The following is a 17,230-nucleotide window of genomic DNA, read 5'->3' as shown; positions in this document are numbered from 1 at the left end:
TTTCCAATTTTTTGGGGGTTGGATTTAAACTAAGTTTATAACGGTTATTTAAAAATAGTATTTCTATTTTTAAACAGAAAAACGTAAGCAAATATAAAATAGTTATTTTGATAAACGGCAGTTTATTTTGTGAAATTATTTTTTATTATCTGATTGATAGTGGTATAGAAGGCTTAAAGTGATGTTTGAAAATTGTAAAAATATAGCAAAGTTCCAATAGAGCGGTGATTTTTTACATTATAAATATCAACTAATTTATTTTTAATTTCTTTGTTATTTAAACGATATTTTAAAAACAGTAATCAAAACAATTAAATTAAGAAACTTTATATTTGGCGCTTTGTAACTTTACCTATTTAGAAAAGACAATAAAATGAACATAGAAAACGCACAAAAACAAGTTGATGATTGGATTAAAACTCACGGAGTTCGATATTTTAACGAGTTAACAAACATGGCGCAATTAACTGAAGAAGTTGGAGAAGTTGCAAGAATTATAGCTAGACGTTATGGAGAACAAAGTGAAAAAGAATCTGATAAAAATAAAGATTTAGGAGAAGAATTAGCAGATGTAATGTTTGTGGTTTTGTGTTTGGCAAATCAAACAGGAATCGATTTGCAAGATGCTTTTGAAAAGAAACTAGATATTAAAACAAAACGAGATCACGACCGTCATCACAATAATCAAAAATTAAAATAATGAGTTTTATTAAAAACTTTACAGAAGGAGCTAAAATTGTTTTCTCAAGATTTCAGACTCGTTTTTTTTGGATAAAATTTGCACAATTTGCAATTCCCTTTTTTGTTATTGTTACTCTAATTTCTCTGTTGATGAACAGCTCTAGAGAAATTTTTGCTGGCGATTTTACAGCAGTAATCAAAGAAAATTTTAGTGATGGTAAGTGGCAAAATTTCTTTGGTTTTAAAATATTTTTCAGCATTATTTATGCATTATATGTTACCAATAAAAATTTAAAATAATGTCTTTAAAAAAAATAAATGATCAACTTAATAAAAATGTAAATGAAGAAACGCAATTGATTAACTCACTTTCAATTGGTAAATATTTTTTAATTTATATTCCAATTTTATTTTTGATGTTTGCTGTTAGTCAGTTGGTTGCGGGTTTGTTTTTCGAGTTTGAATTTGATTGGCGAATGGTTTTAGTTCAAGCTATTGGTTTTGCAATATTTTTTAGAGTTTTTCATAAAGTTAGAAAATATACCCAACAAAACTGGAAAAACAAACACAATTAAAAGTAGTTTTCACCTTACTTTATCCTATTTGAAAAATTATGAAAAAAATAATATTTATACTTATTTTAATAAGTTCTATTGGTAAAAATTTTAGTCAAAATTCTACAGTTTCTTTAAATCTAAATAAAGATAAAAATTTATGGCAAGAATTTACGTACGATTTAGGAAACATGGCTGGAGGAATGGGGTATGCTTACAGTAGACCTTTGTATTGGAAAGGAAATCAATTTAGTAATTTAGCATATGTTGCAGCAGGTACTTCTGCTTTATATTTAGTTGATAATCATGTAGATAATTGGTCGGATAATTGGAGGGGAAATGTGCCTCGTTGGTTGGCAGATTATGGTAATGAATACGGAAGCCCAAATAATAATTTTATGGTAACAGGCGCGGTTTATTTAACGGGGTTATTTACAAGAAACCCAAAATTAAGAAGAACAGGTGTGTTGTTAATTTCATCAGCTTCAGCATCTGGATTGTTGCAACAAGTATCTAAAAGAATCATAGGTCGTGCAAGACCAAAAGCAAATGTTGGTAAAGGTACATTTGATCCGTTGCATTTTGATAGAGTTTATAATTACGATTCTTTTCCTTCAGGACATGTAATGCTAGGTTTTACAAACGCTTATATTCTTGCTAAACATTTTGATAATCCATGGGTAAAGGCAGGTTTATATACAGTAGGATCTATACCTGGTTTTGCTAGGATTGTAGATCGTTTTCATTGGTTGTCTGATGTTGTTTTTTCTACTGCTTTAAGTATTTTTATTGTGGAAGCAATAGATAAATATTTAGATACAAAATACGATCAGAAATATAATGATAAAAGAAAAACAAAAAAAGTTGCTTGGGATTTACATTTTACTCCACAAAGTTTTGGGGTTGTTATGAATTTTTAAAGTTAATATTTTCTATTAATATTTTCTCCTTTGGGTTTAATAAGAATATTCTAAGCTTGGTGTTTTAAATTTTCTAACGTTTTTGTGTATGATGTTTTGTTAGTGTTTGAATAATTGTCTTTTAAAAAAAGTATTCATGTTAATTGTGGATAGAAATTACTGTCAAAAAAAAGGCTTATCAGTATTAATAATTGTTTTTAGAAAGAAGTTGTATTTGCTAATTTTAATGCAATAAATCTAATTTTGGATACATAAATAATAGATTTAAAAAAATAGAAAGAATCTTTATTATAGCAATCAAAAATTATTTTAGATTTAAGTTTTTGTTTTTTAATAACGGAATAATGATAGAAAAAATGCTAAAAATGGTAAGTAACACCATAATAGCATTAAAAGTAAATTCTCTACCTTTAATTTTAATAGCTCTTGTTTCTGCTATTTTCTCATATTCGTTTACAATATCATCCATTATTCTTAAAAACTCACTTTCATTGAATTTGATGTTTTTTATGAAATTAGCTTTTACTTGGCTGTCATTAGGAGAATTAAGGTACTCTCTAGAGCTATTTATTATTTTTAAATAAGAATGCTCAATATCTTTAAAATATTGATTTAAAAGCAAGCTCTTATACTGTTTTAAGTGAGATTCTTCTAAAAATTGATGCGCTTCAGAAAAATTAGTAATAATTTCTTTTAGCCCTTCAAGCCTTAAAGTAGAATAATTATCTTCTTTTTCCTCATTTAAATATAAGGCCAATTTTGTAATTTTTTGACTATACATTCTTTGTCTTCCGGCTAAGTTAATAACTTTTGCAGTGGAAACTTGTTTTTCTAAATCGTTATACAGTAAACTGTTATTGATACCAAATAATAACATAAAAGAAATAAACGCAAAGATAATTTTACTTTTCATAAACAATTTAGGGGGTGTTATATTCCAAATATAAGAATAAAATTCTTTATAAAATAAAAGTAATCATAAAAGAATCAATACTTTTGTTTGATAAAATTATTAAATTGATGTCTTTTTTAGAGAAAATTAAAAATCCAGAATTTTGGTCTAACTTTTTAAAAGTTGCCATGCCTTTTTTTGTTGTTGTAATTCTTGTTTCTTTGTTTATTAATAGTGGTAGAGATATTTTTAATGGAGATTTTACTAAAGTTGGTGAAGCCAATTTTGGTAATGGGAAATGGAAGAACTTTTTTGCATTTAAAATTATTTTTAGTGTCTTTTACGGTTTGTATATCACTAATAAAAAAATGGAGTAGTACAAGTGGTTAAGTTTCTACTTTAAAATATTCTTCAGAAACTTTGGTATCTTTCTTTTGTAACTTAACTTTGGCACTCATAAAAATTGATTAATAGAATTTAAGAAATGGACATACTTTTAAATGTTTTACAGAATAAAAAAATAAACGAAAATATTACCATTTCAGGTTCTAAAAGCGAATCGAACAGATTGCTAATTCTTCAAAAATTATTTCCAGAAATTACAATCGAAAATTTATCAGATTCAGATGATTCAATTCACATGCAACATGCACTTTCTACAAGTGATGAACTTGTAAATATTGGTCATGCAGGTACAGCAATGCGTTTTTTAACCTCTTATTTTGCAGTAAAAGAAGGTAGAGAAACTGTGCTTACAGGTTCTGATAGAATGCAAAACAGACCCATAGAAATTTTGGTAAATGCTCTTAAAGATATAGGTGCAAATATAACTTACGAGGCTAAAGAAGGATATCCACCAATAAGAATTAAAGGAACAAAAATCACAAAAAATAAAGTACAAATAAATGGTAATGTAAGTAGCCAGTATATTTCTTCTCTTTTGTTGATTGCCTCTAAACTCGTAAACGGATTAGAAATAGAATTAATTGGTGAAATTACATCAGTTCCTTATATAGAAATGACATTAAGTTTGTTAAATCAATTAGGAATTGAAACTAGTTTTAAAGAAAATATTTTAAAAGTTTTTCCAAAAAAATCAATCAAAAAACAAACGGTAGTTGTAGAATCAGACTGGAGTTCTGCTAGTTATTTTTACTCAATTATTGCTTTAGCAGATGTTAATTCAGAAATTAATTTATCAGCTTATAAACAAGAAAGTTTACAAGGCGATTCTTGTTTGGCAGAAATCTATAAACATTTTGGCATACAAACTACTTTTGGCGAGAATGCTATCAACCTAAAAAAAGTTAAAAAAAGCAGTAAAGAAACTTTAGAAATAGATTTAAAAAATGCGCCAGATATTGCGCAAACTATTGCTGTAACTTGTTTTGCAGAAGGTATTGCGTGTAATTTAACGGGTTTACATACTTTAAAAATTAAAGAAACAGATAGATTAGTTGCTTTGCATGATGAATTATCAAAATTAGGAGCAACAATTTCTGTTACAGATGTAAGTTTACATCTAGAAAAATCATTAGTAATAAATAAAAATGTTGCTATAAAAACCTACAACGATCATAGAATGGCAATGGCTTTTGCGCCTTTGGCTTTTAAAGTTCCTATTCAAATATTAAATGCAGAGGTTGTTACTAAATCGTATCAAAAATTTTGGGATGATATGCAACAAATTGGTATTAAAATAGATAAACTATAAAGATAAATTGCCAAACACTTGACAACGCCTATTGCGATATCGTATATTTGCCTCTTTTATAGCTAAATATATATATGAAATTATCACAATTTGATTTTGAATTACCAGAAGAATTGTATGCAGTATATCCTGCAGAACATAGAGACGAGTCTCGTTTAATGGTTTTAAATAGAAAAGAGCAAACTATAGAACATAAAATGTTTAAAGACATTATCGATTACTTTGATGAAGGTGATGTAATGATGTTAAATAACACCAAAGTTTTTCCAGCAAGAATGTATGGAAATAAAGAAAAAACAGGTGCTAGAATAGAAGTTTTCTTATTAAGAGAACTAAATGCAGAAAATAGATTGTGGGATGTTTTAGTAGATCCGGCAAGAAAAATTAGAATCGGAAACAAATTATTTTTTGGAGATGATGATAGTTTAGTAGCAGAAGTTATAGATAACACTACTTCTAGAGGTAGAACTTTACGTTTTTTATTTGACGGAAGTTATGAAGCTTTTAGGGAAAAATTATTAGAATTAGGGCAAACTCCTTTACCAAAATCTATTAATAGAGAAGTAGAACCGTTAGATGACGAACGTTATCAAACAATTTATGCAAAAAATGAAGGAGCAGTTGCTGCACCAACTGCAGGTTTGCATTTCTCTAAACATTTATTAAAACGTTTAGAAATTAAAGGTGTAGATTTTGCAGAAATGACTTTACATGTTGGTTTAGGAACTTTTAGCCCAGTAGAAGTAGAAGATTTGTCTAAGCATAAAGTAGATTCTGAGCAAATAGCAATTCCTGCAGCTTCTGTAGCAAGAATAAATCAAGCAAAAATTGATAAGAAAAGAATTTGCGCAGTTGGTACAACTGTAATGAGAACTGTAGAATCTTCTGTTTCTTCTAAACAAGAATTAAATGCTTATGAAGGTTGGACAAATAAATTTGTTTTTCCTCCATACGATTTTAGTATTGCCAATAGCATGATTACTAATTTTCATCCACCAAAATCTACATTAATGATGATGGCTGCAGCATTTGCAGGTTACGATTTTTTAATGGAAGCTTACAAAGAAGCAATTAAAGAAGGTTATAAATTCTCTACTTATGGAGACGCAATGTTAATTATTTAAGGTAATTAAGAATTTAAAATTTTATAAATTAAGCTGGCAATTAGTAATTTAATTGTCAGTTTTTTTATTTTGGGCGTTCCCTAAAAAGGTCGCGCTTTCCGTTACAATCTTTTGTTCGTACCTCACAAAAGGATTTCCACTTCAATCCCTAACGCAGTCAATTTGCCAACAATAGTAATAAGCTAAAATTATATGTGTATTTTTGCAGTTGTCAATTTTTAATCATTAATTTTTTTGACTTTTAAATAAATTTATTTTGGATAAAAAGAAAGATATTAGAGCCTTAACCAAAGAACAATTACGCGATTTTTTTGTAGAAAATGGCGATAAAGCATTTCGTGGAAATCAAGTGTATGAATGGCTTTGGAGCAAGTCTTTACATACCTTTGAAGATATGACAAACATTTCTAAACAAACTAGAGAAATGTTAGAAAACAATTTTGTAATCAATCATATTAAGGTAGATTCTATGCAAAAAAGTGCAGATGGCACTATCAAAAACGGAATTAAATTACACGATGGTTTTGTAGTAGAATCTGTTTTAATACCTGCTAAAAAAAGAACAACAGCTTGTGTCTCTAGTCAAGTTGGTTGTAGTTTAGATTGCAAATTTTGTGCAACGGCACGTTTAAAAAGAATGCGTAATTTAAATCCAGATGAAATTTACGATCAAGTTGTAATTATAGACAAACAAAGTAGATTATATCACAATCGTAAATTAACAAATATTGTTTTTATGGGAATGGGAGAACCCTTAATGAACTATAAAAACGTGATGAAATCTATAGAAAAAATAACTTCTCCAGAAGGTTTAGGGATGTCATCAAAAAGAATAACAGTTTCAACCTCTGGTGTTCCTAAAATGATAAAAATGATGGCAGATGAAGAGGCTAAATTTAATTTAGCAGTTTCTTTACATTCTGCAATTGATGAAGTTAGAACAACTATAATGCCTTTTAATACTAACTTTCCTTTAAAAGATTTAAAAGAATCTTTAGAATATTGGTACGCAAAAACAAAACGAGAAATTACATACGAATATATTGTTTGGGATGGAATTAATGACAAAAGAGAAGACATTACTGCATTAGTAGAGTTCTGTAAAGCTGTGCCTTGTAAAGTTAATTTAATAGAATACAACCCAATTGATGATGGCGAGTTTCAACAAGCAAGTTCATCAGCAATAAATAATTATATTTCTAATTTAGAAATGAATGACATTACTGTAAATGTAAGAAAAAGTAGAGGTAAAGATATTGATGCTGCTTGTGGGCAATTGGCAAATAAATCTTAATTTTTTTCTTTTATTAATATTGCTTTCTGCACAACAGAAATTGGAAACCCAAAAACTTCAGGAATTTCTTTAGATGTTCCGCCAGTTGTGGTTTTGTTTTTTGTTGCAGAAAATAAAATTTCAAAATCTAATTCGTTTTCAGAAAAAGAAAAACGTGAGCTTAAAAAATTTCCTTGAACTTCAAAAAAACTATATAAAGTATTATTTGCAAAACGAGAAGGTAAGATAATTCCGTTGTTTTCATCAATCTCATAAATGCCTTTTTCTCGATCTTTTATAATTAAAGTATAATTTCTTGGGTTATTATTATACATTAAAACATAGTTAAATTTGTGTACAGAATCAGTTTTTTTAAGATGAAATTCCATTGGTATTTCCTGTTTTCCTTTAGGAGAATCTATAAGTAAAATACCTTTATAAATCCCTATTGCACTTTCTGGAAATTCTGTAGATGCTTTTTGAGAAAATCCAGAAAAAAACACTAAAAAGGTAAAAAATAAAAGAAAAATATTTTTCATAATAATATTGTTTTGTCAAATATAAACAATCATAATTTATTTCCTATTTTTGACGTCTTATGAACCAAGTAGAACTTATAAAACTTCCTATTTTATCCGAGATGGAGCTCTTTGAAAAAAAATTCAAAGATGCTATGTTGTCTAAAGTTCCACTTTTAAACAGAATTACCTATTATATTGTTCGTAGAAAAGGAAAACAAATGAGACCAATGTTTGTTTTTTTAGTAGCAAAAATGGTTTCTGATGGTGGTTTTGATGAACGAACTTATAGAGGAGCAGCTGTTGTAGAATTAATTCATACCGCAACTTTAGTACATGATGACGTTGTAGATGACAGTAACAGACGTAGAGGTTTTTTCTCTATTAATGCACTTTGGAAAAATAAAATTGCTGTTTTAGTGGGTGATTTTTTATTATCTAAAGGGTTGTTATTATCTATAGATAATGAAGATTTTGATTTATTAAAATTAATTTCTATTGCAGTTCGTGAAATGAGTGAAGGCGAGTTGCTTCAAATAGAAAAAGCCAGAAAATTAGACATTACAGAAGATGTATATTTTGATATTATCAGACAAAAAACAGCAACTTTAATTGCTGCTTGTTGCGGAATTGGAGCTGCTTCTGTAGGTGCAAATCAAGATACTGTTCAGCAAATGCGAAAATTTGGAGAATATATTGGTATTGCTTTTCAAATAAAAGACGATTTATTTGATTATACAGATGATAAAATTGGTAAACCTACAGGTATTGATATTAAAGAACAAAAAATGACTTTACCATTAATTAATACTCTAAATACTTGTTCTAAGAAAGAAAAAAGTTGGTTGATAAACTCCATCAAAAAACATAATAAAGATAAAAAACGAGTTAAAGAGGTTATCGCTTTTGTAAAAGAAAATGGAGGTATAGAATACACTACCAATAAAATGTACGATTACAAAAATAGAGCTTTAGCTATTTTAGAAAACTACCCTAAATCTCCTTATAAAGATTCTTTATTAACGATGATTAATTACGTTGTAGAACGTAAAATTTAGTAGTTTATAACCTTAATAATTCCTCTACAAATTCTCTAGAATTAGATAGTCTAGGTATTTTATGTTGTCCTCCTAATTTATCTTTATGCTTTAACCAATCATAAAATAAACCATCTTTAGCAACATGAATTTTAGGCATTGCAAGTGTTAAAGAATTGTAGCGTTTTGCTTCATAATCAGAATTTATAGACTTTAGTGCGTTGTCTAAAATTTCTGTAAAATAATTCATGTTTTCAGGAGCTTTGTTAAATTCAATTATCCATTCATGACCACCACTTTTTTTATCCTTCATAAAAATAGGACCAACCGTATAATCTGTAATTAAGGCTTCAGTTTTTTCGCAAGCTAATTTTAATGCATCTTCTACGTTTTCTATATTTAACTCTTCTCCAAACACATTTATATAATGTTTTGTTCTTCCGGTAATCATAATTCTAAACGGATCTAAAGAGGTAAAACGAATAGTATCACCAATTAAATAGCGCCATAAACCTCCGTTTGTAGTAATAATTAAAGCATAATCAATACCTGTTTTTACTTTCGATAAAGGAATCGTTTTAGAGTTTTCTCCTTTGTATTTTGTCATCGGAATAAACTCATAGAATATGCCGTAATCTAACATCAACAATAATTCTTTAGAACCATTTATGTCTTGAATAGCAAAAAATCCTTCGGAAGCATTATAGGTTTCGTAATATTGAAAATCTTCTTTTGGAATCAGTTTTTTATATTGTTCTCTGTAAGGATTAAAGTTTACTCCGCCGTGAAAATAAACCTCTAAATTTGGCCAAACTTCTAAAATATTATCTTTTCCTGTTCTTTCTAAAACTCTGTTTAAAAGTACCAACATCCAACTTGGTACGCCAACTAAACTTGTAATATCTTCATTGATAGTTTCATCAATAATAGCTTCCATTTTGGTTTCCCATTCTGCCATTAATGCAACTTCTTGACTTGGTGCAGAGCTGTAATCTGCCCAAAATGGTAGGTTTTCTGTAATAATTGCAGATAAATCTCCAAAGTAAGAATTGTTGTCTTTGTAAATTTCAGAACTTCCTCCTAATTTTAAACCTTTACCAGTAAACAATTGCGTTTCTTCATTATTATTAATGTACAAACACAACATGTCTTTACCAGCTTTCATGTGGCAATATTCTAAAGCTTCATCACTAACAGGTATAAATTTACTTTTAGCATTTGTTGTTCCGCTAGATTTTGCGAACCATTTTATTGGCGTTGGCCAAAATAAATTTTGTTCGCCTTTTCTACAACGTTCAATTAGGGGCTCTATACTTTCATATTTCTGAATAGGAACTTTATTTGTAAAATCTTTATAATTTCTGATGGTTGAAAAGTCATATTCTTTTCCAAATTCAGTTCTTTTAGCAGTAGAAATTAATTTTAATAAAAGTTCTTCTTGTACATCAATAGGATATTTTAAAAATAATTCTATTTGATGTACTCGTTTTTTCAAAAACCAAGAAATTATAGAATTTACAATGGGTAAAGCCATAGCTAAAGTTACGTTTTTTGTGTAAGTTTGTTGAACAGATAAAAATACTAAAAATTGGTTATGAAATATCAAGGAGTTTTAAAAAAAATGTCGACTGAAAATTTAGAAGAAATTCAGTATTATTTAGATATGAAATCTGATTTTTTAAATATGAATCAGTTGTTAAACAAAGAGATAACTATTAAATTTGTTACTTACGAATGTTTAAACTGTCATTTAGAGAAGAAAATTTATAGACAAGGTTTTTGTAAATCGTGCTTTTTTGAGATTCCTAATGCAGCAGATTGGATTATGAAACCAGAATTAAGTAAAGCGCATTTAGATATTGAAGATAGAGATTTAGCTTACGAAAAATCGGTACAATTAAAACCTCATATTGTGTATTTGGCAAACTCTAGCAATGTAAAAGTTGGTGTTACTAGAAAACAGCAAGTACCTACAAGATGGATAGATCAAGGAGCGCATGAAGCAATAGAAATTGTAGAGGTGCCAAACAGATATTTAGCCGGAATTACAGAGGTTGCTTTAAAAGATTATGTTGGCGATAAAACAAATTGGCGCAAAATGCTTAAGAATGATATTGAAGATGAAAATTTAGTTGAGTGGAGAGAAAAACTAAAACAATACATTCCTGATGAAGCAAAACAGTATTTTATTGAAAATAATTCTGAAACACATTTAAATTTTCCTGTTTTAAAATATCCAAAGAAACCTAAGAGTTTAAACCTGATAAAAACGCCAATTTTTACAGGTAAATTAGTTGGCATAAAAGGGCAATATTTAATTTTTGATGATGAAACTGTTTTTAATGTAAGAAGTAATGAAGGATTGGTGGTTTCTATTGATGTGTAATAATAATTTGTTTATGTCAATTATTTAATGAATTTATACAGCCTTTTTTTTGCAAAGATTTATATAAGAATATTTTTTTCTGAGTAAATTTTAAAGAATCTGTGAATAAAAAAAATAGAAAATTTTAATACTAATGAGTTGTTAAAAAAGTACATGAATAAACAACTATTTACTTTTAATTAGTTTTTCTAAAATCTTTTCAACACCAAAGTTATCATTGCTTTCTGTTTCATAATTTGCCAATTCTTTAATGTCTTTGTGCGCATTTTTCATTGCAAAACTAAAGTTGGCTTCTTGCATCATTTCGATATCATTATGATAATCACCAAAAACCATTGTTTCTTCTTTAGTAACTTTTAAAAGTTTTTGAACTTCTCTTAAAGCATTTCCTTTGTTGGCTTTTTCATCAGAAATATCTAGCCAATTTTGTCCAGAAATTTTTAGTAAATAATCATTTTTTAAATGTTTTATTGCTGGATAAATAAACTCTTCTGAAGAATCAAAATGATAAATAGCAATCTTTAAAACAGGAATTGTTTTTGCAATTTCCAATAAATCATCAACAATTTGAAAGCTACTATAATATTCTTGAAACATTGAAATAAAATGCTGATCAGTACTTTCTATAAAAGCAGCATTTTGCGAACACAAAACAATATTTGCTTTTTTAATATTTCTTAAAGCAGGAATAATTTTAGTAATTTTTTCTGATGCTAAAGAGTTTGTTAGAAGAGTTTTATTGCCTTTTTTAGCAATTGCACCATTTTCTGCAATTACATGAATTTCATTTTTTATAGCAGATAATTTATGCACAATACTATTGTATTGTCTTCCGCTTGCAGCACAAAAATTAATATTATGTTTTTGTAATTCTTTAAAAAGTGTAAAAAATTGCGAACTTACTTTACCTTCTGAGTTTAGTAAAGTTCCGTCCATATCAGAAACTACAAGCTTTACTTTAGAAAAATCAATCATTTTTTATTTTGTAGAATCTCTAATTACTAAATCGGTTTTTATTACTCTAGTAACAATTTCTTTATGTTTTTTTTCTAACTTATCAATTAAAATTTTAGCTGCCATTTCTCCCATTTGTTCTCCATGTTGACTAATAGTTGTCATTTTAGGGCTAGAGTGTCTTGCTAAAATTCCGTTAGAAAAAGCAACTACAGCTAAATCTTTTGGTATTTCAAGACCAGATTTTAAACCAGCTTTCATAGCAGCAACAGCAGCAGATTCTCCAGTTGTAATTATGCTGTCAATTTTATTTTTTTTGTAAAAAGGAGTCAAAATAGATTCATATTCCTTGTAACCTTTATCTAAAATATTAACAACTAGATCTTCATTATAAGGTAAACCAACATTTTCTAAGCCTTTTTTGTATCCTAATAAACGCTGCTCGCCCATATGTAAATTACTAATAGTAGATACAAAAGCAATTTTTTTATGCCCCGTTTTGTATAAATATTCAACGGTATTTAATACACCATTAAAATCATCAGTAATAATTTTATCGCAAGCTATAGGTTCTGCAACTCTATCGAACATTACAATAGGAGTACCGTTTTCTATCGTTTCTTTAAAATGACTGAATTCTTTTTTAAGTTCAGTTTCTTTAGACATTGATAAAATAAAACCATCGATACTTCCGTTAGAAAGCATTTCAATAATTTCTACCTCTTTATTATAAGACTCATTAGAAATACAAGCAATTACTTTATAACCTCTTTCTATCGCTGCTTTTTCTATTCCTTTAAAAACTTGTGCAAAGAAATATTTTAACATTGTTGGTATAATAATTCCAATAGTTTTGGTGCTTCTATTTTTTAAACTTAATGCATTAAAGTTAGGTTTGTAATTATGCTCTTTGGCATATTTTTGAATTTTTGATTTTGTTGCTTCACTAATTTCATAGCTGTCATTCAGTGCTTTAGACACAGTTGAAATGGAAACATTAAATTCTTTTGCAATATCTTTTATCGTAAGCTTCTTCATCTAAACAAAATTAGGCACTAATATATAAAATAAAACCACTCCTTTTTTAATAAATTATTAATTTATCATATTTTTTACCTTAACTTTTTTCATTTCATAAATTAAAAAGGAAAATACAGTAATATATTCAATTGTAACAAACCATAAATTCTCTTTCCAAGGCAAATTACTGTATGCTTGATAGCTTAAAACAACTACTAAACTCCAGACTATTGGAAATTTATATTTGGTAAAAACAGATAAAATTATTGGAGTTGCTAAATACCAAGGATGTACAGTTGATGCTGTAAAATAGTAAAAACACAAACCAAATAAAAGCGCTGTTATCAATTGAATTTCAGATTTATTTTTTCTAAAAAAAGTGATAATCAGTAAAAAAAGAATGGTTAAAATTGGCGTAATTTTTCCAATAATTCCAATTTCATTCCAACCTCTAAATAAGTAGCCAATTTCTCTAAAAAGATAATAAAAACTAGCATTATATTCAAAATTTCTAAACCATAAACCAACTGTTTTAGTGTAGTTTGTAATTAATTCTGATGAATAAAAAGGTAGGAAAAATAGTATTGTAGTTGATAAAATAATTGCGTAAAAACTTATTAATTTATAAAATTCACGACTTTTTAATTGTGCTAAAAAAGTAGTAATGATATTACTTTTTGATTGTTGGATCGATTTTTTTACAAACCACTGATAAAACAAAGGCAAAAATAATAACGGAATTAATTTTACAGAAATAGAACAAGCTATTAAAAATGCAGAAAACACCCATTTTTGTTGATGTAATTTGTATAATCCCCAAATTAAAAAGAAAATCATAACAGGTTCAAAATGTAAATTTCCTGTCATTTCTATAATAATAAACGGATTTAATACATACCAGAAAATATTTTTAATAGGTAGGTTTAGGTTTTGTAAAAGTTTCTTGCCAAAGTATAAAATTCCTATATCAGCAAGAATAATTAATAACCTTAATACAATAACAGAACCGAATATGCTTTTGCTAGAAAATAAAGCTGCAATAAAAAAACATAATTGATTTAATGGCGGATAATTGGTGTAATGACTTCCGTTTAATTCTCCCATTCCACTATACAATTCTGATGCATCAGAAATTGGGTAAATTCCTTGTTGAATAAAGGTTTCTGGTAATGATAAATATGGATTAAAACCTTCAAAAATCATTCTTCCATCCCAAATAAATCTATAAAAATCTTGAGATAAATTTGGCATTGCAAACAAGAAAATTAACCTAAAAAGAATAGAAATACCTACTAAATTAGTAAATGAAATAGCGCTTTTTTTTATCAGAATATAAAAACATCCAAAGAGGAAAACCCACAAGAAGGTAAGTTTATAAAACTCTATTCTTTCTAAAAAATAGGCAAATATAAAATAGAGAATTGTACTTATTAAAGTTACTAACGCAACTTTATTTTTTAAGAAAAAAGACATTATGCTTTAGAGAAAATCGATTTAAAAAAGACGTAAGAAAACCCAATAAAAAGCATTAAGTGAAAAGGAAATAGCCCAAAATCTCCACCTTGATTACCAACAATAAATGCACTATACATACCAAAAACAAAATAGAGTGCTAATAATCCTTCTAAAATTACATGAATAGATGGTTTTTTCTTGATGTATTTATTGTTTTTCCATCCATCTTTTAAAGTTATGATATTAAATTTTGGAGTTCTAACAAATTCACTCTTTTTACCAAAATGACCTTCTAAAACAGCAATTGTATTGTGTAAAGAAAAGCCCATTGCTACAGAAAAAAATGTTAAAAAAGCAAATATATATCTAAAGAAATTTTTTATTCCGCTACCATAAATATTTTTGTACATATACCAATAGCAAACAAAAAATATTAATGAGCTAACTACAAAAAAGCTCATTATATAAAAGTAATTTTTTAAATGGGCATATTCATTTTTAATATACAACATTGGTATGCTTAAAATTGCTACGAGAAAAATACAAATAAACATCGAGCTGTTTAATAAATGTAGTAAACCATGAATTTTTGTTTTAGCAGAAATATTTTTATTGGTGAAAATGCGTTTTGCCATTTTTTGAAAATTCTCTGCGCCACCTTTATTCCATCTAAATTGCTGAGTTCTAGCTGCACTAATAACTACCGGGAGTTCTGCAGGAGTTTCTACTTTTTCTAGATATTTAAATTTCCAGTTTTTAAGTTGCGCTCTATAGCTTAAATCTATATCTTCTGTAAGTGTATCTCCTTCCCAATTGCCAGCATCATAAATACATTCTTTTCGCCAAACGCCAGCAGTACCATTAAAGTTGATAAAATGCCCATTACTATTTCTACCTACTTGTTCTAAGGTAAAATGTGCATCGAGCATAAATGCTTGTATTTTTGTAAGTGTAGAGTAATTTCTGTTAATATGACTCCATCTTGTTTGAACAACACCAATTTCTGGATTTTTAAAATAAGGAACAGTTTCATATAACCAATTTGGTTTTGGTAAAAAATCTGCATCAAAAATGGCAATAAATTCACCTTTTGCAGTTTTTAAACCTTCTTTTAAAGCACCAGCTTTGAATCCTTGTCTGTTTGTTCTTCTAATATGTTGTATGTCAATACCTAAATCTTGTACTTTTTTAATGAGTTTAGCTGTCATTTCTACAGATTCATCTGTAGAGTCATCTAAAACTTGAATTTCTAATTTATTTTTTGGGTATTTTATTTTAGCGATATTTTTTAACAAACGTTTCATTACATACAACTCATTATAAACAGGTAGTTGTATTGTTACATAAGGAATTTCGTCTGGATTGTTGAAGTCAAATTTAGGCGATTTGTCTTCTTTATTTTTATACTTTAAATAATTAATAAGTAGGTTTAATTGCGCAATTGCATACATAAAAATGAGCAATAACGATACAGAATAGACGACAATAATAAAATATTCTAAAAACATTATTTAAAACTGTATTTAAAAATCCAACCTAAAATTTTAATTCCTGCAAATATAGTACCTTTTATTGTACCAGACACTTTAGAAACACCAATTCTGTTTCTGTATTTCATTAAAATTTCTGTGTACGTTAATTTTTGTTTTAGTGCTTTTAATTGCATTTCTACAGTCCATCCGTAGGTTTTATCTTGCATATTTAAAGCTAATAATTTATCGTATTTAATGGCTCTAAAAGGACCCAGATCTGTAAATTTTGCTCTAAATAACAGTTTCATTAAAAAGGTTGCTAACCAATTTCCAAAAACTTGTTGAGGCGTCATCGAGCCATTTTCTCGTAATTCTTTTACACGAGAGCCAATTACAAAATCTATATTATCATTTATAATTGGTGCAATAAGTTCTGTTAATTGCTCTGGATAATCTGAATAATCGCCATCTAGAAATACAATAATTTCTGGTTTTACCTTTTGGTTAGCAATATAATCCATCCCTTTTAAACAAGCAAAACCATATCCTTTTCTTGTTTCTTTTAATACAGTTGCACCAGCATTTTTTGCATTTATTTCTGTATTATCTGTAGAATTATTGCTGATAACAATTGTTTCATTAACAATTTTTGGAATGTCATTAATAACTTTTGCTATAGAAGCTTGTTCATTATAAGCTGGTATAATTACTTTTATAATCGGTTTTTTATCGTAAATCACTTAGTGAATTCTCTTTTTTAAAAGATGAAAAATCTTTCCATTCATTAATCTTTTTTCCATTTTTAAATTTAGATGCTTTTATGAGATTGCCTTTTTTATAAATTAAACAATACCCATTTTTTTGATTGTTTTGTAATTGACATTTATGACTTACTTTTCCTTTTTTATCATAAAATAACCACCAATCATTTTGCAGCCCTTCTTTAAAATGTCCTTCTTTTTCTTTAATAGAATTTTCGTTGTAAAAATACCAATATTTTGTTTCTAAATTATCTTTATAAGACCCTTCTTTTTTTAAGTTACCATTTCTATAATAAAATTTCCAATAATCAATTTTATTATTATTTAAAACCCAACCTTCTTGTTTTGGTTGTCCGTTTTTATAATATTCTTTCTGATATTTCTTCTGATTAGAAAATATAAAAGAGGTACATATTATGTATATAATAATAAAATGTTTCATTTTAAAATGGTATTACGCTATTGTTTT

General features: G+C 27.6%; 19 protein-coding genes. 10 read left to right on the top strand and 9 right to left on the bottom strand.

What is annotated here, in order from left to right:
- Window positions 1-373: 373 nt before the first annotated feature.
- The 4 genes from BLT70_RS13655 to BLT70_RS13640 are packed head-to-tail and all read left to right on the top strand — an operon-like array spanning window position 374 to window position 2,155.
- Window positions 374-700, top strand: a complete 327-nt coding sequence (locus BLT70_RS13655) for a nucleotide pyrophosphohydrolase (RefSeq protein WP_091895423.1) — start codon at window positions 374-376, stop codon at window positions 698-700.
- Entirely contained in the window at window positions 700-981 is a 282-nt protein-coding gene (locus BLT70_RS13650) for a hypothetical protein (protein WP_231962730.1), read from the top strand. The genes BLT70_RS13655 and BLT70_RS13650 overlap by 1 nt, the downstream gene beginning before the upstream one ends.
- The gene (locus BLT70_RS13645) at window positions 981-1,256 is read left to right on the top strand and encodes a hypothetical protein (protein WP_091895420.1); all 276 of its coding nucleotides are present in this window, start codon (window positions 981-983) and stop codon (window positions 1,254-1,256) included. Before BLT70_RS13650 ends, BLT70_RS13645 begins: the two co-directional genes overlap by 1 nt.
- Before the next feature lie 38 nt (window positions 1,257-1,294).
- Window positions 1,295-2,155 carry a phosphatase PAP2 family protein gene (locus BLT70_RS13640; RefSeq protein WP_091895418.1) on the top strand — a complete coding sequence of 287 codons (861 nt, stop codon included), beginning with the start codon at window positions 1,295-1,297 and terminating at the stop codon, window positions 2,153-2,155.
- 304 nt (window positions 2,156-2,459) lie between these two features.
- Here BLT70_RS13640 and BLT70_RS13635 read toward each other — a convergent pair whose 3' ends face one another.
- Window positions 2,460-3,068, bottom strand: coding sequence for a type IV pili methyl-accepting chemotaxis transducer N-terminal domain-containing protein (locus tag BLT70_RS13635; protein WP_091895415.1), 609 nt, complete (start codon window positions 3,066-3,068; stop codon window positions 2,460-2,462).
- Between the two features lie 107 nt (window positions 3,069-3,175).
- Between BLT70_RS13635 and BLT70_RS13630 the strand changes: the two genes are divergently transcribed.
- The 4 genes from BLT70_RS13630 to rlmN all read left to right on the top strand — a co-directional run bounded on the left by BLT70_RS13630 (window position 3,176) and on the right by rlmN (window position 7,179).
- A complete protein-coding gene (locus BLT70_RS13630; RefSeq protein ID WP_091895412.1) occupies window positions 3,176-3,424 on the top strand; it encodes a hypothetical protein in 249 nt (82 codons plus the stop codon).
- A gap of 107 nt (window positions 3,425-3,531) precedes the next feature.
- Window positions 3,532-4,761, top strand: a complete 1,230-nt coding sequence (locus BLT70_RS13625) for a 3-phosphoshikimate 1-carboxyvinyltransferase (protein WP_091895409.1) — start codon at window positions 3,532-3,534, stop codon at window positions 4,759-4,761.
- Between the two features lie 74 nt (window positions 4,762-4,835).
- Entirely contained in the window at window positions 4,836-5,885 is a 1,050-nt protein-coding gene (queA, locus tag BLT70_RS13620; RefSeq protein WP_091895406.1) for a tRNA preQ1(34) S-adenosylmethionine ribosyltransferase-isomerase QueA, read from the top strand.
- Between the two features lie 253 nt (window positions 5,886-6,138).
- Complete coding sequence (gene rlmN, locus BLT70_RS13615) at window positions 6,139-7,179, top strand: 23S rRNA (adenine(2503)-C(2))-methyltransferase RlmN (protein ID WP_172824453.1); 1,041 nt, start codon at window positions 6,139-6,141, stop codon at window positions 7,177-7,179.
- On the opposite strand, the gene BLT70_RS13610 is transcribed toward rlmN, so the two are convergent.
- Window positions 7,176-7,697 carry a hypothetical protein gene (locus BLT70_RS13610; protein ID WP_091895401.1) on the bottom strand — a complete coding sequence of 174 codons (522 nt, stop codon included), beginning with the start codon at window positions 7,695-7,697 and terminating at the stop codon, window positions 7,176-7,178. The two genes, rlmN and BLT70_RS13610, sit on opposite strands and share 4 nt — an antisense overlap.
- Before the next feature lie 59 nt (window positions 7,698-7,756).
- Between BLT70_RS13610 and BLT70_RS13605 the strand changes: the two genes are divergently transcribed.
- Window positions 7,757-8,734 (top strand): polyprenyl synthetase family protein, encoded by a 978-nt coding sequence (locus BLT70_RS13605; protein ID WP_091895398.1) that lies wholly within the window; start codon window positions 7,757-7,759, stop codon window positions 8,732-8,734.
- A gap of 4 nt (window positions 8,735-8,738) precedes the next feature.
- Here BLT70_RS13605 and BLT70_RS13600 read toward each other — a convergent pair whose 3' ends face one another.
- Entirely contained in the window at window positions 8,739-10,247 is a 1,509-nt protein-coding gene (locus BLT70_RS13600; RefSeq protein WP_091897707.1) for a GH3 auxin-responsive promoter family protein, read from the bottom strand.
- 60 nt (window positions 10,248-10,307) lie between these two features.
- Here BLT70_RS13600 and BLT70_RS13595 point away from each other — a divergent pair, with 60 nt between their 5' ends.
- Entirely contained in the window at window positions 10,308-11,099 is a 792-nt protein-coding gene (locus BLT70_RS13595; protein WP_091895395.1) for a DUF2797 domain-containing protein, read from the top strand.
- A gap of 165 nt (window positions 11,100-11,264) precedes the next feature.
- On the opposite strand, the gene BLT70_RS13590 is transcribed toward BLT70_RS13595, so the two are convergent.
- The 6 genes from BLT70_RS13590 to BLT70_RS13565 are packed head-to-tail and all read right to left on the bottom strand — an operon-like array spanning window position 11,265 to window position 17,203.
- Window positions 11,265-12,074, bottom strand: coding sequence for an HAD family hydrolase (locus BLT70_RS13590; RefSeq protein WP_091895392.1), 810 nt, complete (start codon window positions 12,072-12,074; stop codon window positions 11,265-11,267).
- A gap of 3 nt (window positions 12,075-12,077) precedes the next feature.
- On the bottom strand, window positions 12,078-13,091 hold the full coding sequence (locus tag BLT70_RS13585) for a LacI family DNA-binding transcriptional regulator (RefSeq protein ID WP_091895389.1): 1,014 nt from the start codon (window positions 13,089-13,091) through the stop codon (window positions 12,078-12,080).
- Between the two features lie 57 nt (window positions 13,092-13,148).
- Window positions 13,149-14,546 (bottom strand): mannosyltransferase, encoded by a 1,398-nt coding sequence (locus BLT70_RS13580; RefSeq protein ID WP_091895386.1) that lies wholly within the window; start codon window positions 14,544-14,546, stop codon window positions 13,149-13,151.
- Window positions 14,546-16,036: a cellulose synthase family protein gene (locus BLT70_RS13575; protein ID WP_091895383.1), complete on the bottom strand. Its 1,491-nt coding sequence runs from the start codon at window positions 16,034-16,036 to the stop codon at window positions 14,546-14,548. Before BLT70_RS13575 ends, BLT70_RS13580 begins: the two co-directional genes overlap by 1 nt.
- The gene (locus tag BLT70_RS13570) at window positions 16,036-16,740 is read right to left on the bottom strand and encodes a glycosyltransferase family 2 protein (protein WP_231962727.1); all 705 of its coding nucleotides are present in this window, start codon (window positions 16,738-16,740) and stop codon (window positions 16,036-16,038) included. The genes BLT70_RS13575 and BLT70_RS13570 overlap by 1 nt, the downstream gene beginning before the upstream one ends.
- Window positions 16,727-17,203 (bottom strand): toxin-antitoxin system YwqK family antitoxin, encoded by a 477-nt coding sequence (locus tag BLT70_RS13565; protein WP_091895380.1) that lies wholly within the window; start codon window positions 17,201-17,203, stop codon window positions 16,727-16,729. Before BLT70_RS13565 ends, BLT70_RS13570 begins: the two co-directional genes overlap by 14 nt.
- Window positions 17,204-17,230: the final 27 nt, after the last annotated feature.

Source organism: Polaribacter sp. KT25b, from assembly GCF_900105145.1.
In the GTDB taxonomy this organism is placed as follows: Bacteria; Bacteroidota; Bacteroidia; order Flavobacteriales; family Flavobacteriaceae; genus Polaribacter.
Note: the sequence above shows the minus strand (reverse complement) of the source record. Positions and strands in the feature narration are given on the sequence as shown.

What these genes read in the sequence shown, in the direction of transcription:
- BLT70_RS13595 (WP_091895395.1), top strand. Translation starts at nt 10,308, where the DNA reads ATGAAATATCAAGGAGTTTTAAAAAAAATGTCGACTGAAAATTTAGAA.
- BLT70_RS13645 (WP_091895420.1), top strand. Translation starts at nt 981, where the DNA reads ATGTCTTTAAAAAAAATAAATGATCAACTTAATAAAAATGTAAATGAA.
- BLT70_RS13640 (WP_091895418.1), top strand. Translation starts at nt 1,295, where the DNA reads ATGAAAAAAATAATATTTATACTTATTTTAATAAGTTCTATTGGTAAA.
- BLT70_RS13565 (WP_091895380.1), bottom strand. Translation starts at nt 17,203, where the DNA reads ATGAAACATTTTATTATTATATACATAATATGTACCTCTTTTATATTT.
- BLT70_RS13585 (WP_091895389.1), bottom strand. Translation starts at nt 13,091, where the DNA reads ATGAAGAAGCTTACGATAAAAGATATTGCAAAAGAATTTAATGTTTCC.
- BLT70_RS13655 (WP_091895423.1), top strand. Translation starts at nt 374, where the DNA reads ATGAACATAGAAAACGCACAAAAACAAGTTGATGATTGGATTAAAACT.
- BLT70_RS13590 (WP_091895392.1), bottom strand. Translation starts at nt 12,074, where the DNA reads ATGATTGATTTTTCTAAAGTAAAGCTTGTAGTTTCTGATATGGACGGA.
- BLT70_RS13650 (WP_231962730.1), top strand. Translation starts at nt 700, where the DNA reads ATGAGTTTTATTAAAAACTTTACAGAAGGAGCTAAAATTGTTTTCTCA.
- BLT70_RS13630 (WP_091895412.1), top strand. Translation starts at nt 3,176, where the DNA reads ATGTCTTTTTTAGAGAAAATTAAAAATCCAGAATTTTGGTCTAACTTT.
- BLT70_RS13610 (WP_091895401.1), bottom strand. Translation starts at nt 7,697, where the DNA reads ATGAAAAATATTTTTCTTTTATTTTTTACCTTTTTAGTGTTTTTTTCT.
- BLT70_RS13580 (WP_091895386.1), bottom strand. Translation starts at nt 14,546, where the DNA reads ATGTCTTTTTTCTTAAAAAATAAAGTTGCGTTAGTAACTTTAATAAGT.
- BLT70_RS13605 (WP_091895398.1), top strand. Translation starts at nt 7,757, where the DNA reads ATGAACCAAGTAGAACTTATAAAACTTCCTATTTTATCCGAGATGGAG.
- queA (WP_091895406.1), top strand. Translation starts at nt 4,836, where the DNA reads ATGAAATTATCACAATTTGATTTTGAATTACCAGAAGAATTGTATGCA.
- BLT70_RS13575 (WP_091895383.1), bottom strand. Translation starts at nt 16,036, where the DNA reads ATGTTTTTAGAATATTTTATTATTGTCGTCTATTCTGTATCGTTATTG.
- BLT70_RS13625 (WP_091895409.1), top strand. Translation starts at nt 3,532, where the DNA reads ATGGACATACTTTTAAATGTTTTACAGAATAAAAAAATAAACGAAAAT.
- BLT70_RS13635 (WP_091895415.1), bottom strand. Translation starts at nt 3,068, where the DNA reads ATGAAAAGTAAAATTATCTTTGCGTTTATTTCTTTTATGTTATTATTT.
- BLT70_RS13600 (WP_091897707.1), bottom strand. Translation starts at nt 10,247, where the DNA reads ATGGCTTTACCCATTGTAAATTCTATAATTTCTTGGTTTTTGAAAAAA.